27 protein-coding genes are annotated in these 25,381 nt (G+C 72.3%); 13 read left to right on the top strand and 14 right to left on the bottom strand.

Translation table 11 applies throughout. From position 1 onward, the window contains the following. Positions 1-12 precede the first annotated feature (12 nt). Complete coding sequence (locus ACIQ6R_RS12555; RefSeq protein WP_404220716.1) at positions 13-1,695, bottom strand: acyl-CoA dehydrogenase family protein; 1,683 nt, start codon at positions 1,693-1,695, stop codon at positions 13-15. Positions 1,696-1,797: 102 nt separating this feature from the next. Here ACIQ6R_RS12555 and ACIQ6R_RS12550 point away from each other — a divergent pair, with 102 nt between their 5' ends. Next, positions 1,798-2,601: a PaaX family transcriptional regulator C-terminal domain-containing protein gene (locus ACIQ6R_RS12550; RefSeq protein ID WP_404220714.1), complete on the top strand. Its 804-nt coding sequence runs from the start codon at positions 1,798-1,800 to the stop codon at positions 2,599-2,601. On the opposite strand, the gene ACIQ6R_RS12545 is transcribed toward ACIQ6R_RS12550, so the two are convergent. Both ACIQ6R_RS12545 and ACIQ6R_RS12540 read right to left on the bottom strand, forming a co-directional pair. Then, on the bottom strand, positions 2,592-3,395 hold the full coding sequence (locus tag ACIQ6R_RS12545) for a pectate lyase (protein ID WP_404220712.1): 804 nt from the start codon (positions 3,393-3,395) through the stop codon (positions 2,592-2,594). The genes ACIQ6R_RS12550 and ACIQ6R_RS12545 overlap by 10 nt on opposite strands. A gap of 202 nt (positions 3,396-3,597) precedes the next feature. Then, the gene (locus tag ACIQ6R_RS12540) at positions 3,598-4,677 is read right to left on the bottom strand and encodes an NADH:flavin oxidoreductase/NADH oxidase (protein ID WP_404220710.1); all 1,080 of its coding nucleotides are present in this window, start codon (positions 4,675-4,677) and stop codon (positions 3,598-3,600) included. A 143-nt stretch (positions 4,678-4,820) separates the two neighbouring features. Between ACIQ6R_RS12540 and ACIQ6R_RS12535 the strand changes: the two genes are divergently transcribed. Beyond that, entirely contained in the window at positions 4,821-5,180 is a 360-nt protein-coding gene (locus tag ACIQ6R_RS12535; protein ID WP_404220708.1) for an ArsR/SmtB family transcription factor, read from the top strand. Positions 5,181-5,196: 16 nt separating this feature from the next. Here the strand turns inward: ACIQ6R_RS12535 and ACIQ6R_RS12530 are convergent, their stop codons facing one another. Then, a complete protein-coding gene (locus tag ACIQ6R_RS12530) occupies positions 5,197-6,570 on the bottom strand; it encodes an FAD-dependent oxidoreductase (RefSeq protein WP_404220706.1) in 1,374 nt (457 codons plus the stop codon). Positions 6,571-6,806: 236 nt separating this feature from the next. Here ACIQ6R_RS12530 and ACIQ6R_RS12525 point away from each other — a divergent pair, with 236 nt between their 5' ends. Further along, positions 6,807-7,262: a DUF6214 family protein gene (locus ACIQ6R_RS12525; protein WP_404220704.1), complete on the top strand. Its 456-nt coding sequence runs from the start codon at positions 6,807-6,809 to the stop codon at positions 7,260-7,262. Positions 7,263-7,280: 18 nt separating this feature from the next. On the opposite strand, the gene ACIQ6R_RS12520 is transcribed toward ACIQ6R_RS12525, so the two are convergent. Continuing rightward, positions 7,281-7,937 (bottom strand): DUF305 domain-containing protein, encoded by a 657-nt coding sequence (locus ACIQ6R_RS12520; protein WP_404220702.1) that lies wholly within the window; start codon positions 7,935-7,937, stop codon positions 7,281-7,283. A 191-nt stretch (positions 7,938-8,128) separates the two neighbouring features. On the opposite strand from ACIQ6R_RS12520, the gene ACIQ6R_RS12515 reads away from it, so the two are divergent. Then, complete coding sequence (locus tag ACIQ6R_RS12515; protein ID WP_404220700.1) at positions 8,129-9,631, top strand: LVIVD repeat-containing protein; 1,503 nt, start codon at positions 8,129-8,131, stop codon at positions 9,629-9,631. On the opposite strand, the gene ACIQ6R_RS12510 is transcribed toward ACIQ6R_RS12515, so the two are convergent. From ACIQ6R_RS12510 to ACIQ6R_RS12490, 5 genes are all read right to left on the bottom strand, one after another. Then, the gene (locus tag ACIQ6R_RS12510; RefSeq protein WP_404220697.1) at positions 9,619-10,356 is read right to left on the bottom strand and encodes a TetR/AcrR family transcriptional regulator; all 738 of its coding nucleotides are present in this window, start codon (positions 10,354-10,356) and stop codon (positions 9,619-9,621) included. The genes ACIQ6R_RS12515 and ACIQ6R_RS12510 overlap by 13 nt on opposite strands. A 145-nt stretch (positions 10,357-10,501) precedes the next feature. Further along, entirely contained in the window at positions 10,502-11,233 is a 732-nt protein-coding gene (locus ACIQ6R_RS12505; RefSeq protein ID WP_404220696.1) for an HAD family hydrolase, read from the bottom strand. Between the two features lie 289 nt (positions 11,234-11,522). Continuing rightward, complete coding sequence (locus ACIQ6R_RS12500; RefSeq protein WP_404220694.1) at positions 11,523-12,194, bottom strand: phosphatase PAP2 family protein; 672 nt, start codon at positions 12,192-12,194, stop codon at positions 11,523-11,525. A 64-nt stretch (positions 12,195-12,258) separates the two neighbouring features. Then, complete coding sequence (locus ACIQ6R_RS12495) at positions 12,259-13,194, bottom strand: M56 family metallopeptidase (protein WP_404180428.1); 936 nt, start codon at positions 13,192-13,194, stop codon at positions 12,259-12,261. Positions 13,195-13,307: 113 nt separating this feature from the next. Then, the gene (locus ACIQ6R_RS12490; protein WP_404220692.1) at positions 13,308-13,856 is read right to left on the bottom strand and encodes a DUF5134 domain-containing protein; all 549 of its coding nucleotides are present in this window, start codon (positions 13,854-13,856) and stop codon (positions 13,308-13,310) included. Positions 13,857-14,045: 189 nt separating this feature from the next. Here ACIQ6R_RS12490 and ACIQ6R_RS12485 point away from each other — a divergent pair, with 189 nt between their 5' ends. Both ACIQ6R_RS12485 and ACIQ6R_RS12480 read left to right on the top strand, forming a co-directional pair. Continuing rightward, a complete protein-coding gene (locus ACIQ6R_RS12485) occupies positions 14,046-15,734 on the top strand; it encodes an FUSC family protein (RefSeq protein ID WP_404220690.1) in 1,689 nt (562 codons plus the stop codon). Next, positions 15,731-16,303 carry a MarR family winged helix-turn-helix transcriptional regulator gene (locus ACIQ6R_RS12480; RefSeq protein WP_404180420.1) on the top strand — a complete coding sequence of 191 codons (573 nt, stop codon included), beginning with the start codon at positions 15,731-15,733 and terminating at the stop codon, positions 16,301-16,303. Before ACIQ6R_RS12485 ends, ACIQ6R_RS12480 begins: the two co-directional genes overlap by 4 nt. A gap of 47 nt (positions 16,304-16,350) precedes the next feature. On the opposite strand, the gene ACIQ6R_RS12475 is transcribed toward ACIQ6R_RS12480, so the two are convergent. Continuing rightward, positions 16,351-17,115: a VOC family protein gene (locus ACIQ6R_RS12475; RefSeq protein ID WP_404220688.1), complete on the bottom strand. Its 765-nt coding sequence runs from the start codon at positions 17,113-17,115 to the stop codon at positions 16,351-16,353. Between the two features lie 100 nt (positions 17,116-17,215). Next, complete coding sequence (locus tag ACIQ6R_RS12470; RefSeq protein ID WP_404220686.1) at positions 17,216-17,608, bottom strand: VOC family protein; 393 nt, start codon at positions 17,606-17,608, stop codon at positions 17,216-17,218. Positions 17,609-17,727: 119 nt separating this feature from the next. Here ACIQ6R_RS12470 and ACIQ6R_RS12465 point away from each other — a divergent pair, with 119 nt between their 5' ends. Beyond that, positions 17,728-18,267, top strand: coding sequence for a GNAT family N-acetyltransferase (locus ACIQ6R_RS12465; protein ID WP_404180411.1), 540 nt, complete (start codon positions 17,728-17,730; stop codon positions 18,265-18,267). Between the two features lie 27 nt (positions 18,268-18,294). Here ACIQ6R_RS12465 and ACIQ6R_RS12460 read toward each other — a convergent pair whose 3' ends face one another. Then, a complete protein-coding gene (locus tag ACIQ6R_RS12460) occupies positions 18,295-18,978 on the bottom strand; it encodes a glycerophosphodiester phosphodiesterase (protein ID WP_404180408.1) in 684 nt (227 codons plus the stop codon). A gap of 228 nt (positions 18,979-19,206) precedes the next feature. Here ACIQ6R_RS12460 and ACIQ6R_RS12455 point away from each other — a divergent pair, with 228 nt between their 5' ends. The 4 genes from ACIQ6R_RS12455 (at position 19,207) to ACIQ6R_RS12440 (ending at position 23,143) form a co-directional block, all read left to right on the top strand. Then, complete coding sequence (locus ACIQ6R_RS12455; RefSeq protein ID WP_404220684.1) at positions 19,207-20,610, top strand: DUF6421 family protein; 1,404 nt, start codon at positions 19,207-19,209, stop codon at positions 20,608-20,610. A 62-nt stretch (positions 20,611-20,672) separates the two neighbouring features. Then, positions 20,673-21,419 (top strand): SDR family NAD(P)-dependent oxidoreductase, encoded by a 747-nt coding sequence (locus ACIQ6R_RS12450; RefSeq protein WP_404180403.1) that lies wholly within the window; start codon positions 20,673-20,675, stop codon positions 21,417-21,419. Then, complete coding sequence (locus ACIQ6R_RS12445) at positions 21,416-22,486, top strand: threonine aldolase family protein (RefSeq protein WP_404180400.1); 1,071 nt, start codon at positions 21,416-21,418, stop codon at positions 22,484-22,486. The genes ACIQ6R_RS12450 and ACIQ6R_RS12445 overlap by 4 nt, the downstream gene beginning before the upstream one ends. Before the next feature lie 84 nt (positions 22,487-22,570). Next, positions 22,571-23,143 carry a transglutaminase family protein gene (locus ACIQ6R_RS12440; protein ID WP_404220681.1) on the top strand — a complete coding sequence of 191 codons (573 nt, stop codon included), beginning with the start codon at positions 22,571-22,573 and terminating at the stop codon, positions 23,141-23,143. Between the two features lie 10 nt (positions 23,144-23,153). Here ACIQ6R_RS12440 and ACIQ6R_RS12435 read toward each other — a convergent pair whose 3' ends face one another. Beyond that, positions 23,154-23,882, bottom strand: a complete 729-nt coding sequence (locus ACIQ6R_RS12435; RefSeq protein ID WP_337305044.1) for a lysophospholipid acyltransferase family protein — start codon at positions 23,880-23,882, stop codon at positions 23,154-23,156. Between the two features lie 265 nt (positions 23,883-24,147). On the opposite strand from ACIQ6R_RS12435, the gene ACIQ6R_RS12430 reads away from it, so the two are divergent. Both ACIQ6R_RS12430 and ACIQ6R_RS12425 read left to right on the top strand, forming a co-directional pair. After that, on the top strand, positions 24,148-24,528 hold the full coding sequence (locus ACIQ6R_RS12430; protein WP_404220679.1) for a TlpA family protein disulfide reductase: 381 nt from the start codon (positions 24,148-24,150) through the stop codon (positions 24,526-24,528). 146 nt (positions 24,529-24,674) lie between these two features. Further along, entirely contained in the window at positions 24,675-25,184 is a 510-nt protein-coding gene (locus ACIQ6R_RS12425; RefSeq protein ID WP_404220677.1) for a flavin reductase family protein, read from the top strand. The last annotated feature ends 197 nt before the right edge of the window (positions 25,185-25,381 follow it).

Genomic DNA, 25,381 nt, shown 5'->3' with positions numbered 1-25,381 from the left:
CGAGCGAGCCGCTCAGCCCTCGCCGGGCAGCGCCCGCGCCAGGATGGCGTCCAGGTCGGCCCCGGCGGGCAGCGTGCCGAAGGCGTGCCCCCAGTCGCCGCCGAGCCGGGTCGCGCAGAAGGCGTCGGCGACGGCGGGCGGGGCGTGCCGGACGAGGAGGGAGGCCTGGAGGGTGAGGGCCATCAGCTCCACCAGGCGGCGGGCACCGGTCTCGGACGCCTTCGTCAGCCCCGTCTCCAGCCGGGCCACGGCGGCGTCCAGCCGGGCGTCCGCCCCGCGCGCGAGGGCGAGTTCGTCGAAGAGGGCGTGCGCGGTGGCGGGTGAGCGGCCGAGTGCCCGCAGCACGTCGAGCGCGTTGACGTTTCCCGAGCCCTCCCAGATCGACAGCAGGGGAGCCTCGCGGTAGTGCCGGGGCATGCCCGACTCCTCCACGTAGCCGTTGCCGCCCAGGCACTCCAGGGCCTCCGCGGTGAACGCCGGGCCCCGCTTGGTCACCCAGTACTTGCCGACGGCGGTGGCGATCCGGCGGAACGCGGCCTCTCCGGTGTCCCCGCGCACCGCCCGGTCCGCCGCACCCGCCAGCCGCAGGGTGAGCGTCGTAGCGGCCTCGGACTCCAGCGCCAGGTCGGCCAGGACGTTGCGCATCAGCGGCTGGTCGATCAGCCGGGCACCGAAAGCGCTGCGATGCCGTACGTGATGCCCGGCCTCCACGAGCGTCTTGCGCATCAGCGTCGCCGAGGCCATCACACAGTCCAGCCGGGTGCAGTTGACCATCTCGATGATCGTCTTGACGCCCTGCCCCTCGGGCCCGACCAGCCAGGCGACCGTGCCGTCGAACTCGGGCTCGGAGGAGGCGTTGGACCGGTTGCCGAGCTTGTCCTTCAGGCGCTGGATGCGGAAGGTGTTGCGGCTGCCGTCGGGCAGCACACGCGGCACCAGGAAGCACGACAGGCCCGCGGGCGCCTGCGCGAGCACCAGGAACAGGTCGCACATCGGCGCCGACGTGAACCACTTGTGCCCCCGCAGCGTGTAGACGCCGGTTTCGGCGGTCGGGGTGGCCGCCGTGGTGTTCGTGCGGACGTCGGAGCCGCCCTGCTTCTCGGTCATCCCCATGCCGGCCAGCAGGCCGCGCTTCTCCGTGGGCGTCCGCAGCCCCGGCTCGTACTCCCGGCCGGTCAGCAGCGGTTCGTAGACCTTCGCCAGCTCGGGCCGGGCGCGCAGGGCGGGCACGGCCGCATAGGTCATCGACGTCGGACAGCCGTGTCCGGCCTCCGTGTGACCCCAGACCAGTCCGCCGGCGGTCCGCGCGACATGGGCGCCCGGCCGGTCGTCGGCCCAGGGTGCGCCCGCCAGCCCCTCGCCGACCGCCACGCGCATCAGGTGGTGCCAGCTCGGGTGGTACTCGACCTCGTCGACCCGGTTGCCGTACCGGTCGTGCGTGCGCAGCACCGGCTCGTGGCGGTTGGCCAGGTCGCCCCAGTCCTGCGCCTCCGCGCTTCCGGCCCGCCTGCCGAGCCGCCGCAGGTCCTCCTCGGCCCACCCGGCGTCCTCCCGCCGCAACCCTTCCAGCATCGCCGTGTCGTCGGAGGCGTCGTAGGGGGCCGGGGGCGGGGGCTGATTGACGACGTCGTGCGTGGCGTACCCGTCGTGATGGCCCGCGGACTCCTCGTACGGCTCCTGCGCGAGTGTCGTCATGACCTGAATGTTGCATCACTTCTGCGGCCGCAGCAATAGTGCAACACGCGAGGCGCACGTACAGTACGTGCTCATGCGGACGGACGACATGTGCCCACGCGGATGAACGACTCCGTGCCCCCCGGCGAGCTCGTGCTCCGCCCGCTGTCCGCGCGGTCGGTCGTCCTGAGTCTGCTGCTCGGCACCCATCGCCCCGAACTGCCGGTGCGGGAGCTGGTGCGGCTCGTCGAGGGCTTCGACGTCGGCGGGTCCACGCTGCGCGCGGCATTGAGCCGGATGGTCGCCGCCGGTGACCTGCGGCGCACGGACACCGGCTACCGCCTCAGCGAGCGGCTGCTGGAGCGCCAGCGGCGCCAGGACGAGGCCGTCCGCCCGCACACGCGCGCGTGGGCGGGCGACTGGGAGATGCTCCTGATCACCGCGACGGGGCGGGCTCCCGCCGAACGCGCCGACCTGCGCGCCCGGTTGACCGCCCTGCGGCTCGCCGAACTCCGCGAGGGCGTCTGGCTGCGCCCCGCCAACCTGCGTCGCCCGCTGCCCGCCGAACTCGACCTGGTGGCCGAGCGCTGTGCCTCGCGCCCCGCCCGTCCGGCCGCCGAACTGGCCGCGAGCCTGTGGCCGCTGGACGCCTGGTCCGCCACGGCCCGGGCACTGCTCGCCCATGTCGACCGGGCCCGGCGGCCGGCCGACCGGCTCACCGCCTTCGCGGCCGTCGTGCGCCACCTGCTCGCCGATCCGGTCCTGCCCCCGCAGCTCCTCCCGGTCCACTGGCCGGGCACCGCCCTGCGCGACGCCTACACGGGCTACCAGCGGGAGCAGGCCGGACAGGTCCGGGTGCGGAACACCCGGACCTGGGGCGGCGGGATCAACCCGTCAAGCCACCCTCGTTCGCCGCGTCACCTGTAGGTGATGTCGGACGACGAGTACTTGCAGTGCGTGCCGTCGGGGCCCGAACCGTTCGAGACCGGCTCGTCGCCGTCGTCGTTGCCGATGTACTTCTGGCACGGGACGATCTTCTTGCCGCTGTCCCCGACGATCGTGATGTTGCGCAGAGTCACGCTGTCGCCGTAATTGGTGTTGATGCCGGCGATCCGGCTGCCCTTCCAGTTCACCTCGACGGTGTTGAGGTTGATCGTCCGCTTGTACTGCGTCGAGCAGTTGCCGCAGGAGCGGATGAAAGTGCCGAAGTTCTTGACGGAGAAGCCGGAGACGTTCAGCGTGCCCGCGCCGTTGAACTGGAACACCTTGTCACTGGCTTCCTTGGCGCCGCCGCCGGAGACGGTGTAGACGTTCGAAGACGAGGAGCCCCGGAAGGTGGCCGCGTCCTCGCCGACGTCCTCCCACCAGACGTTCTGCAGGGTGCAACTGCCCTTGCAGTGGATGCCGTCCGCGGCGGGGGCGCCGATGATCACGTTCTTGAGGACGGCGCCGGGGGCCAGTTCCAGGATCGGGCCCTGGTCCTCGTCCTGGCCGCCGGAGCCGAGGTCGCCGGTGCCGTAGAGGCGCTTCATCCCGTAGTCCTTGGTGCCGGAGACCGGGATGGTCGACGAGACTCCTTCGCTGCCGTTGGGGGTCGGCCAGGTGGCGGCGTGCGCCGGGGAGGCTCCCGAGGTCATGAGCATGCCAACCGAGAGGCCCAGTGCGGCCAGCGCGCCGGTCGCGGCACGTCGCCGCGCGCCGGGTCGTGTCGCAGCAGTCATGTTCTGGTCCCTTCCGTAAGGGGTGGGGGTGGCACGGAACATGTACGTGAACGATGTCCGTCAAGCTGACGACGTCGCGAATGCGGGGGCGCACGGGTGGGGACTTGGCGGTCCCACCGCGTTCGCGACGGTCATGCTGATGAACGGACGGTAGAGGGCAAGCGCTTTCTAGTCAACGCTTCGCGCGCGCGGATGCGCCGCCTCACATGCCCCAGCCGTACTGATCCGGCATACGGACGTCCTCGCTCAGCTCTCGCGCCGCGTGCTGGGCCCAGGACGGGTCGCGCAGCAGCTCGCGCCCCAGCAGCACCGCGTCGGCCTCGCCGTTGGCCAGGATCTTCTCGGCCTGCTCGACGTCGGTGATCAAGCCCACGGCGGCGACCCGCAGGGGGGAGTCCGCCTTCACGCGCGCGGCGAACGGGACCTGGTAGCCGGGCCCGGTCGGGATGCGGACGCGCGGGACGTTGCCGCCGGTGGAGACGTCGAGGAGGTCGATGCCGTGCGCCCGGAGGTCGTGGGCGAAGCGGACGGTGTCGTCGGGCGTCCAGCCGCCCTCCTCCAGCCAGTCGGTCGCCGAGACGCGGAAGAACAGCGGCTTGTCGTCGGGCCACACCTCACGCACGGCGTCGACGACCTCGAGGGCGAACCGGGTGCGGTTCTCGTACGAGCCGCCGTAGGCGTCGGTGCGGTGGTTGGAGTGGGGTGACAGGAACTCGTGGATCAGGTAGCCGTGGGCGCCGTGGATCTCGGCGATCTCGAAACCGGCCGCGAGGGCCCGGCGCGCGGCCGCCGCGAACTGACCGACGATCTCCTGGATCCGCGTGGTCGTCAGCTCGGTCGGCACCGGGTGCCGCTCGTCGAACGCGAGCGCGCTCGGGGCCACCGGCTGCCAGCCGTGCGCGTCCCGGCCCACCGGCGCCCCGCCCCTCCAGGGCTGTGCGGTCGACGCCTTGCGCCCGGCGTGGGCCAGCTGGATCGCCGGGACCGTGCCCTGGGACCGCAGGAAGTCCGTGATCCGGCGGAACGCCTCGACCTGGGTGTCGTTCCACAGGCCGAGGTCCTGCGGGGAGATGCGGCCCTCCGGGGACACGCCGGTGGCCTCGACGACGATCAGTCCGGTGCCGCCCACCGCGCGTGCGCCGTAGTGCGCGAAGTGCCAGTCGCCGGGGACGCCCATCGACGGGCCCTCCGGCGCGGCGGAGTACTGGCACATCGGCGGCATCCAGACCCGGTTCGGGATCGTGGTGTCACGCAGCTGGAGGGGCTGGAAGAGGGCGCTCATCAGGGGGTGCTCCCTTGGTCGTGGCAGGAGGGACGGCTCGTACGATAGCCCTCGTAGTACGGCGTGTGTCAAACTACGAGGGTTCTCGTACAATGAAGGCCCCTCCAGAACGGTGGGACCCTTCCGGACGAACTGGAGCCGCCGTGACCCCCGCCACCGCCGCCGGCACCCGCGACCTGCCGCACCCGGCGCGCGAGGAGATCCGGCTGGAGTCGGTGCTGCACGCGCTCTCCGACCCGGTGCGGCTGCGGATCGTGCGGGACCTCGCCGCCGACAGCGACGAGCTCTTCTCCTGCTCGTACTTCGACCTGCCGGTCACCAAGTCCACCACCACGCACCACTTCCGGGTGCTGCGCGAGAGCGGACTGGTCCGCCAGACCTACCGGGGTACGGCCAAGTTGAACGGCCTGCGCAGGGACGACCTGGACGCCCTCTTCCCGGGGCTGCTCGACGCCCTCCTGGCCGCCGCGGCCCGCCAGGCCGACCACCTCGGCACCGACTGACCGCGGCGGGAGCCCGCTACCCGGGCCCTCGCTGTCCGCGCCCTCGGGCCGCGGTCGTCCGTGCCGCCGCCAGCAGCGACTCCCAGTCGGGCAGCTTGACCACGTGCCGTCCCAGCGAGGCGCCGAGTTCCGCCTCGGCCCGCTCGATGGCCCGCCACCCGGCCCACTCGACCGGCTCGGCCCCCTCGGCGCGCAGGAGTGCGAGAGGGTCCGCGGAAAGGTCCCGTGCCGCGAGCGCGGCGGCGTCCGCCAGCAGGGACGTCACCGTCTCCTTCGCGCACGGGCGGTTGGTGCCGATGACACCGGTGGGGCCCCGCTTGATCCAGCCGGCCACGTACTCCCCGGGGGCGACGGCGCCCTCCCGCAGGACACGCCCCGCCCTGTGCGGCACCGTGCCGCTCGCCGCGTCGAACGGCAGCCCCTCCAGCGGCACTCCGCGGTAGCCCACCGACCGCAGCACCAGCTGGGCCTCGATCTCCTCGTACCGTCCGGTGCCCGTCACGCCGCCGCGCCCGTCCGGTGCCGTCCGTTCGAAGCGCACGGCGCGGACGTGGCCGTCGCCGTCCGCCGTCAGTTCCACCGGGCGCAGGAAGAAGCGCGGCCGGATCCGGCGGGCGGCGTCCGGAGCGGGCTGCCCGGCCCATGCGCGCAGCACCTCCACGTTGCGGCGCTGCGGACCGGGCAGCCCGGAGGGGTTCCGGTACGCCGGGTCCAGCGCGAGCTCCGCCGGGTCCACCACGACGGCCGTTCCCGGAAGCGTGCCCAGCTCACGCAGCTCCTTGGTGGTGAAGCGGCCCTGCGAAGGGCCCCGCCGGCCCACCATGTGCACCTCGGCCACCTGTCCGGCGGCGAGCGTGTCCAGCGCCGCCTGCGGCATGTCGGTGCCTCGCAGCTCGGCGAGGCCGCGTACCAGCATCCGCGCCACGTCGACGGCGACGTTGCCCACCCCGATCACGACCGCCGACCGCACACCGCGCAGGAAGCCGTCGTCCACCGCGTCCGGATGGGCGCTGTACCAGGAGACGAACTCGGTCGCCGACCAGCTGCCCGGCAGCTCCTCGCCGGGGACGCCGAGGCGCCGGTCGGTGGCGGCGCCCACGCAATACACCACCGCGTGGTACAGCTCGCGCAGCCGCGCGGTCGGCACGCCCCCGGGGCCGACCGGGACGCCGCCGAGGAACCGCACCCGCTCGTGCTCCAGGACCGTGCGCAGGGTGGTCTGCAGCGACTTGATCTTCTCGTGGTCCGGCGCCACGCCGTACCGCACCAGTCCGTACGGGCACGGCAGACGGTCCAGGACGTCCACGTGCACCTCGCGGCCGAGCTGGACGAGGCTCTGGGCGGTGTAGCACCCGCTCGGTCCCGAGCCGACGACGGCGACACGCAGCACGGCGGAACTCCTTGTCCGGGAGGCGGATGGTCCGGAAGTCGGAGGGGTCGCTGGTGCTTCCAGCATCCCACCGCTTGCGCTCCGCTGACAGGGTGCTGCGACCGGTGAACGGCGCATGTTCGTGCGTGTTCCGTTCGTATGGAATGTGATCATGCGGTTACGTTGCGTATGTGCTTGAGGCGTCCTTCATTGATCGTTCTCTTCAGCTTTCCGACCGCTGTCCGGACGACGGTGAGATGTCCGTGCGGCACACCTGGGTGGTGCGCGAGGGCGCCACCGCCACCTCGTGGTTCGACGTCCGGCTGTCGTTCCCCGACGGCGCCCGGGTCGAGGCGCTCGCCGTGCTGTCCGGTCAGGGCGTGCGGGTCGAGGGCGTACGGGCCGAACCACCGCTGACCCTCGACGACCTGGCCGTGCTCGCCGAGTGGCTGGAGAGCCCGCTCTTCGAGGCCTGCGTGCCGGTCTCCGCCGGCGCCGCACCGGCCGCGCCCCGGCGGGCCCGGCCCGCGTGGCCGCGCGGCAGGGAGGGGTGCCGGCTCGTCGCACAGGAGTACCGGGCGGCCCGGGACGTGGGCGGCGACCCGGTCCTCGCGGTGATGCGCGCGACCGGGTACAGCCGGCGGAAGTCACTCAGGCTGATCGGCCAGGCGCGCGACGAGGGCTTTCTGGCCCCGCGTCGCGCACGGCGCTGAAGCGCCGCCGACGGTCCGTCACAGCATCCCGCGCATGCGCGAGATCTCGCTCGTCTGCTGGGCGACCACGTCGTCGGCCATCTCCTCGACCCGCACGTTGTTGCCCTGCGACTTCACGTCCGTGGCCATGGTGATCGCCCCTTCGTGGTGAGTGATCATCAGCTTGAGGAAGAGCTGGTCGAAGGCCTTGCCCTTCGCCGCGCGCAACTTCTCCAACTGGGCCTCGGTCGCCATCCCCGGCATCGCGGCGTGGTCGTGACCGCCGCCGGACTCCTTCTCGCCGTGGTTCTTCAGCCAGCCCTTCATCGCCGTGATCTCCGGTCCCTGCGCGGCCGAGATCCGTTCGGCGAGCTTCTTGACCTGGCCCGACTCGGCCTGCTTCGGCACGAGTTCGGTCATCTCCAGTGCCTGGGCGTGGTGCTGGATCATCATCCGCGCGTAGGAGACGTCGGCCGAGTTGGGGGAGTCGTCGTCGGCGCGCTGCTTCTCGGCCTCCTCGGCGGACAGGGTGCGGTTGCCCTCGCCCGGCTCGCCCGGAGCGATCACCGAAGGCCCGGCCGTGGCCGCCGACCCGGTGTCCGACCCGGAGTCGCAGGCCCCGAGCCCGAGCACGGCCAGTGAGGTCAGCGAGGCCGTGACGAGCGACGCTCGGGACAACGTGGGACGAGAGGGCACAACAACCTCCTGTGGCAGGCGGGATGCGGAGCACCTTGTGGGTGCGATGACCGTCCTAGCACGCTTCCGCGCGGCACTGATCAGAAAACTTCATTCCAAGTTTGTTGCCCCCTGTTGATATGTGCATGGTGAAGACGATACTGCGGGGGTGCGTGAACCGTTCCGAAGGGAACGGACGTAGGGAGGAAACAGTGACCCTGTTCAACGACCCGCGAACGCGGCGCAGACGCCTGGGAGTCGCGGCTGCCGCCGCCGGACTCCTGTCCGCGCTGCTCACCGCCGGCCCGGCCGTGGCGACCCCCGACCCCGGGGACAGTCCGGCCGCGTCGAAGGAGGTGTCCAAGAACGCGCGCGCGGAAGTGCGCGACGCCATCGAGAGCGGCGAGATACCCGGCCAGGACGAGATAGTCCACTCGGACAACATCGAGCACCTGGCCAACATCCCCAAGGACGCGCTGCCCGGAACCAATTCTGACCTGGCCTTCCAGGGCCGGTACGCCTTCGCCGGCAACTACGACGGCTTCCGCATCTTCGACATCAAGAACCCGAAGAAGCCGAAGACCGTGGCCCAGGTGCTCTGCCCCGGCTCGCAGAACGACATCTCCGTCTCCGGCGACCTGCTGTTCCTGTCGACCGACTCCTCGCGCAGCGACAGCAGTTGCAACAGCACCACGCAGCCCGCGACCGAGAAGTCCTCCTGGGAGGGCATGAAGGTCTTCGACATCAGCGACAAGCGGAACCCGAAGTACGTCGCCGCCGTCGAGACCGCCTGCGGCTCGCACACCCACACACTGGTGCCCGAGCGCAAGAACGTCTACGTCTACGTCTCCTCGTACTCGCCGAACGCCGCCTACCCCGACTGCCGGCCGCCGCACGACGGCATCTCCGTCATCAAGGTGCCGCGCAAGGCACCCGAGCGGGCGGCCGTCGTGAACTTCCCGGTGCTGTTCCCCGGTGAGGGCCCCGACGGCGGCGGCAACCCGGGCGGGCCCACCAACCCGGGCGTCTCCAAGACCACCGGCTGCCACGACATCACCGTGCTGCCCTCGAAGGACCTCGCGGCGGGCGCCTGCATGGGCGACGGCATCCTGTTCTCCATCGAGGACCCCGAGCGCCCGAAGGTCATCGACCGGGTCCAGGACAACGTCAACTTCGCGTTCTGGCACTCGGCGACCTTCAACCAGAGGGCGAACAAGGTCGTGTTCACCGACGAGCTGGGCGGCGGCGGAGCCGCCACCTGCAACGCGGAGATCGGCCCGAACCGCGGCGCCGACGGCATCTACGACATCGTCGGCCGGGGCGACCACCGGGAGCTGGTCTTCCGCAGCTACTACAAGATCCCCCGCCACCAGGCGGACACCGAGAACTGCGTGGCCCACAACGGCTCGCTGATTCCGGTCAAGGGCCGCGACATCATGGTCCAGGCCTGGTACCAGGGTGGCGTCTCCGTCTGGGAGTTCACCGACTCCAAGCGTCCGAAGGAGATCGCCTACTTCGAGCGTGGCCCGCTGAGCACGGAGACCATCTCCACCGGCGGCTCGTGGTCGGCGTACTACTACAACGGCTACATCTACTCGAACGACATGGCCAAGGGCTTCGACGTCCTCAAGCTCAGTGACCGGCGCACCGACCCGGCCGAGCGGGTCCATCTGCGCGAGCTCAACACGCAGACGCAGCCGGACTACTTCGACTGAGCCGTCCGGCCGGAACGGTCGGCCCGCTCCGTTCCGCCGGCCCGGTCGGCCCGGATCGGCTGAGTGGGCACGCCGGTCGAGAAGAACCGCGACAGATCCGTGTCGCACACCGTCCCGTCGGACGCCTCGGCGTCCGGCGGGACGCCCAGTTCCCACTCCAGCCGATAGCGCTTGAACAACTCAGCGCGCAGCACCGGAACGGGCATCGGCACCCCCGGCACCAGGGCGGCGAAGACGGCGCCCATCAGCAGCGCGCGCAGCATCGGGTAGTCGCGGTCGACGTCCCGTGAGCCGTGCCGGGCCACGGTGTCCCGCAGCAGCTCCGCCAGTCGCCGCTGCTCCGGACAGGGCACGAAACCCACCTCGGCCTGGAGCAGGCCCGCCATGTGCTGGCGCATGAGCACCGGCCGGTCCCGGGCGAGGCCCAGGATCGCGTCGATGGCCCGCGCCATCCGCTCCGGCCCCTCGGCGGTGCACGGCTCCCGCTCCAGTGCCTCCTCCAGGGTGCGGTGCATCAGCCGGTGCACGGCGGACTGCACCAGCTGCCGCTTGCCGGGGAAGTAGTACGAGACCAGACCGCGCGCCGAGCCCGCCCGGTCGGCGATGTCGCCCAGCGTGGTCGTGTCGTACCCGTGCTCGCCCACCAGCTCCACCGCGGCCTGCAGGAGCCGCTCCTTCGAACGCCTCCGCAACTCTTCATTGACCTTGGCGCTGCGCGGGGACATGCTGTACTCCTGCGTTGACTGGCTGGCAGCCAACTATACTCAGCGCAGACGGACGGACCCCAGTGGGTCAGGTCCGGTCGCCGTCTGCCTCGGGCGACACGGGGGATCGTCCGAGGCGGGCGGTTCGCCGGCTGGTTGCCCCGGGCTACTTGCCCGGCCGGAGCGGGCGTTCCCCGCGCGGGCCGGGGCGGCGCACCAGGTCGAGCACGGGCAGCAGACCGGCCGGCCGCTCGGTCACCGGTAGAGGGTCCACGAAGTGCACCCCGCACCCGAGGGCCGCCGCACCGCCGTCCGCCCGCCGGTCGTCACCGACCATCAGCGTCCGCCCCGGCTCGGCCCCGAGCGCCGCGCAGGCGGTGGCGAACAGCCGGGGGTCCGGTTTGCGGACGCCGTGTTCGTACGACAGGACGTACGTGTCCACGTACCGGTCGAGGCCGTGCGCGCGGAAGAGCGGGCGCGGGTCCCAGCCGATGTTGCTGACCACGCCCACGGCGATCCCGTACCCGCGCAGCGCGCTCAGCACCTCGGCGGCGTCGGGGTACGGGCTCCACGCCTCCGGTGCCATGTGCCGGTTGTACAGCGCGTCGTGCAGCCCCGGGTCCGGCAGCGGGACCTGCCGGGAGAGCCCGGTGTACGCGGCCCGGTGCTGCTCGGGATCCAGGTCCCGGGCCTCCCAGGCATCGGCGAGTCCCTCCGGTACCCGCAGTGGAGGCGCGCCGCCCGGCAGCGCGCCCGACGCCTCGAGTGCCTGGGCCGTCCGGGCCGACTCCGGCGCGGAAAGCGTCAGTCCGGTACCGGCGAGTGCCGCGCGCAGCCAGGCGTCGGCGGACTCGATACGGAAAAGGGTCCCGGAGAAGTCGAGCAGGACGGCAGCCATGGGCGGATCCTACGAGGCGATGTTCCACTCCGGGGGGAAGATCCCGGCCGCGGAAGACGCGGACGAAGTCCTCCTCGCGGACGACGGAGCACTCCTCGCGGAAGGCGTAGCGCGGGAGGACGACTTCGTGCGGGGAGCGGCGGCCGCTACCGGCCCCCGCCGCGTCACCCAGGCGTCGAGATCGGCGGGCGAGCGGATCGCGTGTCCCTCGATGCCGGGCCGGACGGCGTCCGCGGCTCGGGCGGTCCCCCGTAGCGGTAGGCGTGCCGGGGGCCGTGCGTCGGCGTGGTCACGGGTGCCGGCGCCGGTGGATCAGTACCGCGACGGCCACGACCAGGGCGCCCAGGAGCCAGCCGCCGACCACGTCAGTGGCCCAGTGGACGCCGAGCCACACCCGCGTCACGCCGACCCCGGCCACGGAGACCACGGCCACGGCCAGTGCGGTCAGGCGCGGGGAGCGGGCGGCGCCCTGGTGGTGGAGCAGCCAGACCAGCAGGCCGCACACGAACGTGGCGGTCATGGCGTGGCCCGAGGGGAAGGCCGCGTAGTGCGCGGAGTCCACGGGGTCCGGCCAGACCGGGCGGGCACGGTCCACCGCCGCCTTCAGAGCCTGCTGCAACAGGCTGCCCAGCAGACACGCCGTCCCCAGCCACACGGCCGTCCACCGGTCCCCGCGCCGGAACCAGAGCCACAACACCACCGCCGCGCACAGCAGTCTCATCGTCCACGTGTCCCACACCCAGTCGGTGAGGATCCGCATGGCGTGCGTGATGCCCGGTTCGTCGACCGCCCAGCGGTGCGTCGTGCCGGCGATGTCGTCGTCCAGGCTGATCAACGGGCGCCACTCCACGGCCACCAGGGTGAGCAGCAGCGCGGAGCACACGGCCAGCGCCGAGGTGACGCGGCGGGCGGTGCGGGGTCGCGGTGGGCTGGGTGGGGAGTCGACGGGCGGCGTCTGCATGCTGCGATACTCGCCGACCCGGGGGGTCGGGGGCCAATCCCCGGGGCGGGAGTGCGGCGAGGGGCTACCCCAGCGCCCGAAGACCCGGCACGAAAGCCACCAGTACCGGCACCACCGGCACCAGCGCGGCCGCCGCCGTCAGCCGCAGCCGCCGGGCCGCCGACAGCCGGTTCGGCGGCGTGAGCAACCGGTGCACGCGCTGCGGGACATCGGCCTCTGCGGTGGGACACGGGCCGAACACGCCCCGGCCCTCGTTGAGTTCGACCAGGGCCAGGGCGGTCGTCAGCCGGCCGAAGCGGCGCGAGGCCACGTCGTCGGCGGCCAGTTCGACCAGGCGGTGCATCTCGTCGCGGAACGCCGCGAACACCGGAACCTGCGGGAACCCGTCCGCCAGCGCGGACGAGCAGTGCAGCAGCCAGTCGTGCCGCGCCTGCGCGTGCCCCTTCTCGTGGGCCAGGACCGCGTCCAGCTGCCGGCCCTTGAGACGGCGCAACGCGGCGGTGGTGACGACCAGTTGCGGGGGAGTGCCGGGCAGCCACCAGGCGTCGGGCCGCTCACCCTCCAGCACGACGAGCGGGTCCGAACCGGGCAGCTCGCCGGGCAGCACCGGAGCACGCAGCAGGAGTTCCGCCCGGCGCCGCCGACGCCGGGCGCGGGCCCGTACGACCTCCCGGGTCAGCATCGCGGCGCTCCACAGCCCGCCGCAGGCCAGCGTGACGGCGGTCGTGTCCGCCCAGGGGCCGGAGGTGCCGAGCGCGTAGGCCTCGACCACCGGGCCCGGCGCCGTCGCGAACACGTGCCCGCCCACCGCGTGCCAGGCCGCGGCCGCGCTGAACGTCATCGACAGCGCGCAGCACACGAGCACGGCCGCCACCACGCACTGCCATACCCACAGCGCGACCACCGGTTCCCGGTCCGGCCAGTCGGCCCGGGCGAGCAGCCTGGGGGCGAGCACGGCGGTCAGGGCGCCGAGCAGCAACAGTGCCGCGGGGAGAGTCATGGGGGCAGCCTATGAGCGTCGCGCCGTCGGAAGTGCGGCCCGCCGCGCGAAGTGACGCAGGCAACGGTTGCGCACGGCGTATGCCGGGTATGCGGCGGCGCGGCGACCGGGTGTCACATGGTCAGCAGCATGGCCAGCATCGCGATCCCCATGGAGAGCCGGCAGGCTCGCGCCAGCTCCGGCCGGTCGCCCCATCCGGCCGCCGCACCGCCCCCGGCCACGCCGACGACCGGCATCAGACGTACGCCGGTCAGCAGCACGTATCCGGTGAAGTAGAACAGCAGCGCCCCGGTCAGCACGGGTATGCCGGAGGTGCCGTGGGCGTGGGCGTGGGCGGGGGAGCCGGCCATCGCCACCGCCATGTAGACCATGGCCGCGGCCCCGACCAGGTGGTGCAGATGGTGGCTCCCCGAGCGGGCCGCCCACAGCGCGCGCAGCCCCGCGGCACCGAACACCACCGCATAACCGGGCCAGGCCCATCCCGGCGGGGTGAACACCGCCGCGGGCACGGCCATGGCGGCCATGCCGAACCCCATGAGGGCTTCGCCACCCGCGGCGCGGCGCTGCTCCTCGACGCTGCTGCGCATCCGCAGCAGGCAGTAGGCGCCGGTCGCCGCGCACAGCGCGACCAACAGCCAGCCGGACGACGCCGGTCCGTGCACAGGTGCCTCCCCCGCTCGACGCTCGACGGTCGGTCAAGAACTGCCCGGGCCGTGCGGCGCGCACGCGAGCGCAAGGGTGTACACGGGGGGTATTCGGGGGAGCGCGGTGCCTCGTCGCGGGAGGGCGGCGGGGCCGACGTCACATCCAGGAGATGATTTACTGGTAAAACACCTGTTAAGCTTGGTCTCATGAGCAGTGCGACCCCCACCTCCGGAACCTCACTCGGCCGACGTCTGTCCCTGACGGGCGTGCTGCGTCCGCGTCGGCCCTCCGAGATCTGGTTCAAGCCCGCCCTGAGCTCGGTCGCCGCCGTCGCCCCGCCCAACCTGATCCTGCTGGCGCTCGGCCGCCTCGACCTGGCGATGTTCACCATGGCCGGGTCGCTGTGCGCGCTCTACGCCCACCACCGCCCCTACGCCGCCCGGGCCCGCACCCTGGCCTGGGTGGTGCTCGGCATGCTCGGCGGCGTCGCCGTCGCCCTGGTCACCGCCTCGCTCACGCGCGACGCCGCCGTCCTCGTCACCGTCGGCGCCCTGCTGGCCGCCGTGCAGAAGGCCCTGTGCGACGCCACGCGCGTCGGCCCGCCGGGCAACGTGGTCCTGACCTTCATCAGCTCCGCCGCCCTGTTCGTCCCGCAGACCTTCGGCCAGATCCCCGGTCACCTGGCGCTGGCCGCCGCCGCGGGCGTCTGGGCCTGGCTCGTCGGCATGGCACCCGCCCTGGTCCGCCCGCACGGCCCCGAGCGCCGGGCCACCGCCCAGGCCCTGAACGCCGCCGCCGCGTACGCCGACACAGGCGGCACCGGCGACGGCCACGCCACCGCCCGCGCCGCCGGGTACGCCGCCGTACAGGCCGCCTGGCAGACGCTGCTGTCCCTCCCGGCGAAGGGCACCCGCGCCACCACCCGGCACGCCCTGGCACACCTCGTGGTCCGCGCCGAGGTCGCGCTCGCCGCGCCCGCCGACACGGACCCGGAGCGGCTGCGCGGCTGGGCCCGCGCCCTGCGCGGCACCGGCCGGATCCCCCGCACCGGCGGCTCCCCGGCCACCGCCGACGAACTTCTCGGCGTCGACGCCGAGCTCGCCGCCCCTGCCGCGCCCCTGTGGCAGCGGCTCGGCCCGCTGACCCCGATCGCCCTGCGCACCGCCCTCGGCTGCGCCCTGGCCGGCTACGCCTCCCTGGCCCTCGGCATCGGCCGCCCCTACTGGGCCCTGGTCACCGCCGCCGCGCTCTACCAGGTCAACATGACCCTGACCTGGAGCCGCGCCGTGCAGCGTGTGGTCGGCAACGTCGCCGGGGTGCTGCTGTTCGCGGCCATCGCACCGCTCGCCCACCTCGGGCAGGCTCTCCTGGTCGTCCTCTGCCTCGCCCTCAACTTCGGCGCCGAGGCGCTCATCACCCGCAACTACTGGCTCGGCAGTGTCTGCGTGACCCCGATGGCGCTGCTCATCACGGAGTTCGCCGGCTACCAGGCGCCCGGTGACCTGATCACCGAGCGGGTGGTGGACACCCTCGTCGGCGCCCTGGTCGGCTTCCTGGCCGCCGTCGTCGTCACCAACCGGCGGGCCGGCAGCCGGGTCGGACAGGCGGTGACCGCCGCCGACCGCGCCCGCGAGCGCGCCGCCCGCCTCCTGGCGGAGCCCGACCCCGCCCCCGGCGCCCTGGAGGCCGCCCGCCGGGGACTCGCCGCCGCGCTGACCGACCTGCGGGCCACGGTCGACGCCGCGGCCGGCGAATGGTGGGGGCGCGCCCTGCCCCAGGAGAGGGTCGTGCTCGCCGAACAGGCCGGACACCGTACGCTCGCCCAGACGGTGCGACGCCAGGCAGCGCGTCCGGACCGCGAAACGGGCACGAGAACGGAGGACGTACGGCCATGACCGAAACCGACGGGGGCTCGGCGACCGGGGGCGACGGGGGAGTCGGCGACGGCAGGAGGGGACCGGGCGGGGACACCGTCGCCGCGGTCGTGCGGCAGTGGCGGGCCGTCCATCCCGACCTCGACACCGGACCGATGGAGATCATCGGCCGCATCAACCGCTGTGCCGCCCTCCTGCAGCAGGCCGAGGACGCCCCCCTGCGCCGGGCGGGCCTCAGCCGCGCCGAGTTCGACCTGCTGGGCGCGCTGCGCCGCACCGGGCACGAGCTGACCCCCGGCGACCTGGCCCGCGAGACGTTCTCCTCCGGCGCCGCCGTCACCAAGCGCCTCAAGCAGCTCACCGAGCGCGGCCTGGTGGAGCGGCGCGGCGACACCCGCGACCGCCGGGTCGCCCACGTCCGCCTGACGGACGCCGGACGCGACCTCGTCGACGGCATCCTGCCCGAACAGCTCGCCTACGAGTCCGCCGTACTGTCCGGCGTGGACGGCCCGGAGCAGGGCGAACTGGCGGCCCTTCTCGGGGCTCTGCTGGGCCAGCTGGAGGGCCGCCTGGGCGCGCTGCGGGTCTGAGGCTCCGGCCGGCCCGGCGGCACCGCGGCCCGGGGGCAGAAACCGTCTCAGCGCTCGTCGCCCGCCCGGTACACGCCGAACATCGCGCCCTGCGGGTCGCGCAGTACCGCGATGCGCGGCCCCTCGGGAGGCGAGGTGGGTTCCATGAGCACGGTGCCGCCGCTGTCGGTCGTGTCGACCGCGGCGGTGTTCACGTCCGCCACCGCGAAGTACGGCAGCCAGTGCGCCGGCACCTCGTGCGGGAACTTCTCGTCCATCGTCACCATGCCGCCGAAGTCCGCCCCGCCGATCCCCCACTGCGGGTAGCGGTCCGAGGTGGTGACGCTCCAGCCGAACACCGTGGTGTAGAAGTCGGAGGCCCGGTCCGGCTCCCGGGTCAGCAGCTCCACCCAGCCCAACGAGCCGGGCGCGTTGAACAGCCCGGCCCCCGGGAAGGAGCGTGGCTCCCACAGCTGGAACACCGCGCCGGTCGGATCGGCGGCCACCACGAAGCGGCCCGAGTCGAAGACGTCCGTGGGGCCCTGCGGGACCGCTCCGCCGGCCGCGGTCACCTGCCGGACGGCGTCGTCCGCGTCGCGCACGGCGAACGACACGCTCCACGCGACCGGCTGCGCCGGCTGGTACAGCGGCGTCAGGGCGGCGACCGCCGCGTCGCCGAGGCGCGCGATCGTGTAGCCGCCCGCCTGGTGCCGGGAGTCCGTCTCGGGGCGCCAGCCGAACAGCTTGGTGTAGAACCGCTTGGCCGCTGCCAGATCGCTGGTCCCCAGCTCGGCCCAGCAGGGCCCGCCGGTCACCGGTTCATGGAGCTTCATCGCGTGGGGCGTCCTTCCGCAGAGCCGGACCGTCCGTCCCCCTCCAGCACGCTAAGGCCGGGCCCGGACCTCGGCCATCCGGCACGTACCGCCCGGTGGCTCAGATCCCGGGCCGATAGCGCAGCGGATGGTCCGCCGGCACCTCCACCAGCACGATCCGCGTGCCGTCCGGGTCCGCGATCCACATCTCCACCAGCCCCCACGGTTCCTGGACCGGCGGCCGGACGATCTCGACGCCCTTCGCGCGCAGTTCGTCGTGGGCCGCCGCCGCGTCCGCCACTTGGAGCCACAGCTTCAGCGCGGGGCTGAGCGGCGCCTCGGAGCGGCCGGAGACCTCCAGGAAGCCGCCACCGAGGAAGTAGACGGTGCCCCGCTCGGGCCCGGTGCCGAACTCCCGGTGGACGGCGAGACCGAGCAGCTCGCCGTAGAAGGCGCGGGAGCGGTCGGGGTCGGTGGGGCGGAGCAGGATCCGGCTGCTGAGTACGTGCACCATGCGTCCCGAGGCTACCGGCGGCGTTACTCTCATCGGTGCCCGCGCCGCGCCCGAGAGCGAACCGCCGAGAACCCGACCGTCGACAACGAACCGTCCAGAACGAACCGGAGACGCCCCACATGGACACCGCCGCCAGCCCACTGATCTACCGCGACGCCACCGACGCCGACGTGGAGGGGATCGTCGCGCTCATAGAGTCCGCGTACCGCGGGGATGCCAGCCGCGCCGGGTGGACCACGGAGGCCGACATCCTCCAGGGACAGCGCACGGACCCGGAGGGTGTGCTGGAGGTCGTCAAGTCGCCGGACAGCCGCCTGCTGACGGTCGAGCGGGACGGCGGGATCGTGGCCTGCTGCCAGCTGGAGCACCGCGGGGCGCACGCCTACTTCGGGATGTTCGCCGTGAGCCCGGCGCTCCAGGGCGAGGGACTGGGCAAGACGGTCATCGCGGAGGCGGAGCGCTGGGCCCGCGAGGCGTGGGGCGTGACGGAGATGCACATGACCGTGATCTCGGTGCGCGAGGACCTCATCGCCTGGTACGAACGCCGCGGCTACCGCCGTACGGGAGAGATGACCCCGTTCCCGTACGGCGACGAGCGCTTCGGCATCCCGCAGCGCGCCGACCTCCAGTTCGAGCTGCTGGTCAAGCCGCTGGCGTGATGTCCACCGTGCTGTCCGCCGTGACGCTCACGCGGTGAAGCGGCCGGTGCGTTTGATCTCCGGGTAGTCGGTCGTGGCGCCGTCCAGGCCGAGAGCGCGCACCAGCCGCAGGTGGTCCTGGGTGTTCACCGTCCAGCAGAAGACCCGCAGACCCGCCTTGCGGGCCCGCTCCACGATCTCCAGCGTGATCCGGTTGATGTCCAGGCACAGGGTGCCGGCGCCGGCCTCGACGGCACGGTCCACGACCTCGGGGCCGTAGTACTGCGCGACCAGGGCGGTGCGCACCCCGGGCACCAGCCGGGCGATCTCGACGATGGCCTCGTCGTGGAACGAGATCACCTCCACCCGGTCCACCAGGTCCCGCCGGCGCATCACCTCGGCGAGCTTCCGCGCGGCCGCCGTGTCCTTGATCTCGGCCTGCAACGGCACCGAAACGGAGTCCAGTACCTCCTCGAAGACCGGGACCCGCTCCCCGCGGCCCGCGTCCAGCGCGCGCAGCTCCTCGAGGGTCTGCTCGGCGATCGCGCCCGTGCCGTCGGTGGTGCGGTCCACGTCCGCGTCGTGCATGACGACGAGCGCGCCGTCCTTGCTCAGGTGCAGGTCCAGTTCGACGACGTCGAGGCCGGCCCGCTCGGCGGCGACGAAGGAACGCAGGGTGTTCTCTGGTTCGACACCCATCACTCCACGGTGACCGATGGTGAGGAAGTTCAAGGCTCGACTCGCTTCCGTCGACGTCGGCGATGGCAGGGCGGCAGCCTAACGGCCCTGCGGGACCGTTTCCCCTCTGCCGCGCCTGGTATCCGGACTCCAGCATCCCGCAGGAAAAAATGCGGTGAATGGCAGGGTCGGGCAGGATAATTTACGGAGGTGCCCCTTGCTGGGAGAAACCTCGTATGCATACGGTGTCCTGACGCGAGCTTCTCCCGTGGAGGATGGGACATGACGGAAATTCTTGTGCAGGTGGGTGTGGAGGAGAATATTCCTCCGGCGAGCAGGGTGGTGGAGCACCCGGCGTGGCCCGTGCTCAAGGATGCCGTGGAGCGGATCCGGCCATGGCAGTCCAAGGACGGGTCGATCGACTTCGACGCCGAGGGCGCCCCCGACCGGTCCGCCGCCGAGGACGCCGTACGCCGTGTCGCCGGCGCCGTCGAGGAGCTGTCCCCGCTCCTGCCGCACGACCGTGCCTACCACGAGGCCCTGGTGACGGACCTCGGCCGCTGGGCCGACGGCGGTTTCCAGGTGCCCGACTTCCTCGACTCGCTGCTGGCCTTCCAGCCCGCCGCGAGCCGCGCGGACGGCCTCCAGCACCTGGTCGTCTTCCCGATGTACACGCAGAACGGCAACCCGGACCGCAACCTCGAAGCGGTCGTGCTGCGCATGGTCTGGCCCGACTGGCTGGCCGAACTGGAGCGCACCCGCTACGACAACCCGCTCTTCTGCGGCATCACCTTCGAGGACTTCACGGCCGGCTACGACACCAACTCCGCCGTCCTCTTCCCGGAGACCATCGCCGTGCGCGAGGCGCCCGAGCGCTTCTCCTGGGGCGGCATCTTCTGCGACCGCGAGGCCGCCCGCTTCCGCCGCGTCACCGAGGCCGCCGTCGACATCCTGGGCCTGGAGCTGCCCGAGGACGTCGCCGCGATGGTGCACGACCAGAAGCGCTGCGAGGAGGCCTTCGTCCTGTGGGACATGGTCCACGACCGCACCCACAGCCACGGCGACCTGCCCTTCGACCCCTTCATGATCAAGCAGCGGCAGCCGTTCTGGATGTACGGCCTGGAGGAGCTGCGCTGCGACCTCACCGCCTTCAAGGAGGCCGTGAAGCTGGCGGACGAGGGCGTGCCGCAGGCCCGTGACGTGCAGTACGCGGTCCTCTTCGACCGCATGTTCCGCTTCCCGGTCACCGGCGAGCGCGTACGCAACTACGACGGTCTGGGCGGCCAGCTCCTCTTCGCCTACCTGCACAAGCACGACGTCGTGCGCTGGACCGACAACAAGCTGTTCATCGACTGGCAGCGCGCCCCGCAGGTCACCAATGAGCTGTGCGCCGAGATCGAGAAGCTCTACCGGGACGGCATCGACCGCCCCAAGATCGTGCACTGGTTCGCCGGGTACGAGCTGGTCTCCACGTACCTCGCCCCGCACCCGGGCTCGAAGTGGGCCAAGGGCCCCGACGCCCTGGACCTGACCCTGCCGCCGCGCAAACTCGTCGATGACGTGCTTCCGGACGAGTTTCCGCTGAGCATGTTCTACGAGGCACTGTCCAAGAAGCTCAAGAACGTGATCGCCTCGACCCGCGGCATCACGGCGACGGCGGACGGCGCCGAGCGGGCCGCCGCGTGAGCGACGGCACCGGCACGCGGGAACAGGCTCAGCAGGCAGCACAGGCTCGGGAGGCGAGGACCATGGGGAACGGGACGCTCGACGGCGCGGTGATCGCGGTGGCCGGAGCGGGCGGGCCCGCCGGACGGGCCGCGCTGCTGCGGCTCGCCGAGGCGGGCGCGACGGTCGTCGGCTCCGACAACGACCCGGAGCGACTGGCCGAGGCGGTGGACGCGGCGCGCTACGCGCACGGCGGCGCCACCGTCACCGGCGAGACGGTCGACCTGCTCGACCTGGACTCCACCCGGGCCTGGGCCGACCGCATCGAGAAGGAGTTCGGCCGGGTCGACGGCGTGGTCCACCTCGTCGGCGGCTGGCGCGGCAGCCAGACCTTCACCAAGACCGACCTCGGCGACTGGGACCTCCTGGAGAAGCTGCTGATCCGCACCGTGCAGCACACCTCCCTCGCCTTCCACGAGGCGCTCCAGCGCAGCGACCGCGGCCGCTACGTCCTGATCAGCGCCGCCGGCGCGAGCAACCCCACCGCGGGCAACGCCGCCTACTCGGCGGCCAAGGCCGCCGCCGAGGCCTGGACGCTGGCCATGGCGGACTTCTTCCGCAAGGCGGGGGGCGAGCACGGGCCGACGTCCGCGGCTGCGATCCTGGTGGTCAAGGCGTTGGTGCACGACGCGATGCGCGCCGAGCGCCCCAACGCGAAGTTCGCGGGCTTCACGGACGTGCGTGACCTCGCCGAGGCCGTCGCCGGAGTCTGGGAGAAGCCCGCCGCGGAAGTGAACGGAAACCGTCTGTGGCTGACCGAGAAGCCGTGAACCCCCCGAAGACCGACGCGCGTCGCCATCACGACCCCGAGGTCCGCGGTTTCGCCAGTGACAACTACGCCGGCGCGCACCCCGAGGTGCTCGCCGCGCTGGCCCTGGCCAACGGCGGGCACCAGGTCGCGTACGGCGAGGACGAGTACACCGAGAATCTCCAGCGCGTGATCCGCGGCCACTTCGGCTCCGGCGCCGAGGCGTTCCCGGTCTTCAACGGCACCGGCGCCAACGTCGTCGCACTCCAGGCGGTCACCGACCGCTGGGGTGCGGTGATCTGCGCCGAGAGCGCGCACATCAACGTCGACGAGGGCGGCGCCCCCGAGCGCATGGGCGGCCTGAAGCTGCTCACCGTCCCCACCCCCGACGGCAAGCTCACGCCCGACCTGATCGACCGGCAGGCGTACGGCTGGGACGACGAGCACCGCGCGATGCCGCAGGTCGTCTCGATCACCCAGAGCACCGAGCTGGGCACGCTCTACACGCCCGACGAGATCCGCGCCATCTGCGAGCACGCCCACGCGCACGGCATGAGGGTGCATCTGGACGGCTCCCGGATAGCCAACGCCGCCGCCTCCCTGGACGTGCCCATGCGCACGTTCACCAACGCGGTCGGCGTGGACCTGCTCTCCCTCGGCGGCACCAAGAACGGCGCCCTGTTCGGCGAGGCGGTCGTGGTCCTCAACCAGGACGCCGTGCGCCACATGAAGCACCTGCGCAAGCTGTCGATGCAGCTCGCCTCCAAGATGCGCTTCGTGTCGGTGCAGCTGGAGGCGCTGCTCGCCAAGGACCTGTGGCTGCGCAACGCCCGGCACTCCAACGAGATGGCCAAGCGCCTGGCCGAGGGCGTGCGCGCCGTGCACGGCGTGGAGATCCTCTACCCGGTGCAGGCCAACGCGGTCTTCGCCCGCCTGCCGCACGAGGTGAGCGAGCGCCTTCAGAAGCGGTTCCGCTTCTACTTCTGGGACGAGGCCGCCGGCGACGTGCGCTGGATGTGCGCCTTCGACACCGCCGAGGACGACGTCGACGCGTTCGTCGCCGCCCTCAAGGAGGAGATGGCACGCTGACGGATCTCCCGCTCTGTGCATAGGTATGCGGTCACCTGAAAAGTCATTGACTGACGGGTGATCGCTTTCCTATGCTCTGCGGTCATGGAGCTGATCCAGAAATCCCCTGACCTGTCCGCCTACTTGGCCGCCGACGAGGTCATCGACCACCATCACCCACGCGTACGGGAGGTGGCCGGGCGGCTTGCCGCAGACGCGGAGGACTCGTATGCCTATGCGCGGCTGGCCTTCGAGTTCGTGCGCGACACCATCCCGCACTCACAGGACTCAGGTGACCCCCGTGTCACCTGGCGCGCCTCCGACGTCCTGGAGCAGCGCACCGGCATCTGCTATGCCAAGGCCCACGCGCTGACCGCGCTGCTGCGGGCCGAGGACATCCCGACCGCCCTGTGCTACCAGCGGTTCGACGTGGTGCACGGGCTGGTCGCCGTACGGTTCAACGGTGCCTGGCACCGGCAGGACCCGCGCGGCAACAAACCCGGCGTGAACGCGCAGTTCTCCCTGGAGCGGGAGCAGCTGGCCTTCACGCCGGACGCCGCGGCCGGTGAGGCGGACTGCCCGGACCTGTACGCCGCGCCGCACCCGACCGTGCTGGAGGTGCTGAAGGCGGCCGTCGACCGGGCCCACCTGTGGGCGACGCTGCCGCCGGCCCTGTGACGCGCTCGGCTCAGCGGGCCTCGGCCGTGCGCAGCTGCTCCTGCGTCGGGGCGGTGCCTCCGAGATGGGCCGGCATCCACCAGGTGTCGTCCGCCCCCTTGGGCCGCACCGGGTAGGCGCGCTGCGCGGCCTCCAGCAGCTCCTGCACCCGCCCGCGCAGCCGACGGGTGATGGCGCCCGCGTACTGCTCGCGGGAGGCCTCCATCGCCTCGCCGACCCGGATCGTGATCGGGATGTGGCTGCGCTTGAAGTTGCGCGGGTGGCCCTTGGTCCACAGCCGCTGCGTGCCCCACAGCGCCATCGGGACCAGCGGGACGCCCGCCTCCTGCGCCAGGCGCGCGGCGCCCGACTTGAAGCTCTTCAGCGTGAACGACTCGGAGATCGTGGCCTCCGGGAAGACGCCGACGATCTCGCCGGACCGCAGCGAGTCCAGGGCGTGCGCGTACGCCGCCTCGCCCTGCTTGCGGTCCACCGGGATGTGCTTCATGTTGCGCATCAGCGGACCGGAGACCCGGTGGCGGAAGACCGACTCCTTCGCCATGAAGCGCACCAGCCGCTTCTGGGGCAGCGCCGCCAGGCCGTCGAAGATGAAGTCCAGGTAGCTGATGTGGTTGCTCACCAGCACGGCGCCGCCCGAGCGCGGGATGTTCTCCGAACCCTGACAGTCGATCTTGAGGTCCCACACCTTGAACAGGGTGCGGGCGAGACCGATGGCCGGGCGGTAGGCGAGTTCTGCCATGGGCGGGTCGGACCCTTCCTTGTCAGCCTGGGAAGGGGGCTCCCAGTCGAAAGTTACGCAGCCGTAGGTTTACGGCATGTCGCAGATCGTGCCCCAAGAACGGCCGGTGTACCAGCCTTGGTGCCCGCCCGCGGCGAGATCCTCATCACTTCGTCGGCCGATTCGTGGCCGAAACGCGACGGTGAGCCGGGAATCCCGGGCGCCCCGTGAACGCTGTACCTGGGAACGACCGGACCGGTGGCGCGCGTGTCGCGCGCGTCCAGGAGTGCCGCGGTGGCGGCGGAACAGGGGCGAACGGGTGCGCGAGCAGGACGAAGGCGAACGGCTCGACACCTCCGGCCCCCGGCTCGCCGCGGCCGACCTGGGCGCGGAGCTCGGCGCCCGCGCCACGCTCGTGCAGTTCTCCAGCGCCTTCTGCGCCCCCTGCCGGGCCACCCGGCGGGTCCTCGGTGAGGTGGCCGACATGGTCCCCGGCGTCACCCACGTCGAGATCGACGCCGAGGCCCGCCTGGAGCTGGTCCGCGCACTCGGCGTGCTCAAGACCCCGACCGTGCTGGTTCTCGACGCCGACGGCCGTGTCGTGCGGCGCGCCGTCGGGCAGCCGCGCAAGGCGGACGTGATCGCCGCACTGGGCGTGGCGGTGTGACCACCGCCACGTCACCCGTGAGGCGTTCTCCACAGCCTCCACGACCCAGGACGTATTTGACTGTGTGTGCCACCCGTCGTCAGCCTGCCCCTAGGCCCTCGCTCCCAGCTCCCCGGACCGAGGCGCAACGCAGAAGGACACTCCGTATGACGGCCACACCCGACGTCGCCGCGTCGCGGCTCGCCACCGCCGACCTGCTGCGGTCCGCCTTCCGGCGGCACGCGGCCGGGGTCGCCGTGATCACCGCCCGCGGTGACACGGGCCCGGTCGGTTTCACGGCCACCTCCCTCACCTCCGTCTCCGCCGAGCCGCCGCTGCTCTCGTTCGGCATCGGGACCGGCTCCTCCAGCTGGCCCGCGGTGTCCGAGGCCGAGTACGTCGGCGTCCACCTGCTCGGCGACCACCAGGAGGACCTGGCGGCCACCTTCGCCCGCAGCGGCGCCGACCGTTTCGCGGCGCCGACCGTCTGGTGCGAGGGCCCCGGGGGCGTGCCGGTACTGGACGGCGTCCTCGCCTGGCTCGTGTGCCGCGTCGTCGGCCGCGTTCCCGCGGGGGACCACCGCATCGTGCTGGCCGAGGTACTCCTCGGTGACCCCACGGGTGCCGGCAGTCCCCTGCTGTACCACCAGGGGCGTTACAACGCTCTGCGCGGCTGACCGCTCACCGGGGGGCGCTTCCGCGAAGCCGTCGGGTTCCGGTTACGCTGCGTTGCGAAGGTCACAGTTCAAAGCGCTTGCTTAGCGGGCAGGAACTGGATGTACTGACGAGTAATATTCCGGGCGGAGCGCGGGTCGCTCCGACCGGGATCGGCCGCTTGGGGCGCCTATGCTGCCTGCAAGAGGCAGCACTGAAA

It is taken from the genome of Streptomyces sp. NPDC096048 (assembly GCF_044763415.1).
GTDB lineage: Bacteria > Actinomycetota > Actinomycetes > Streptomycetales > Streptomycetaceae > Streptomyces.
This window is presented reverse-complemented; position numbering and strand designations above follow the sequence as displayed.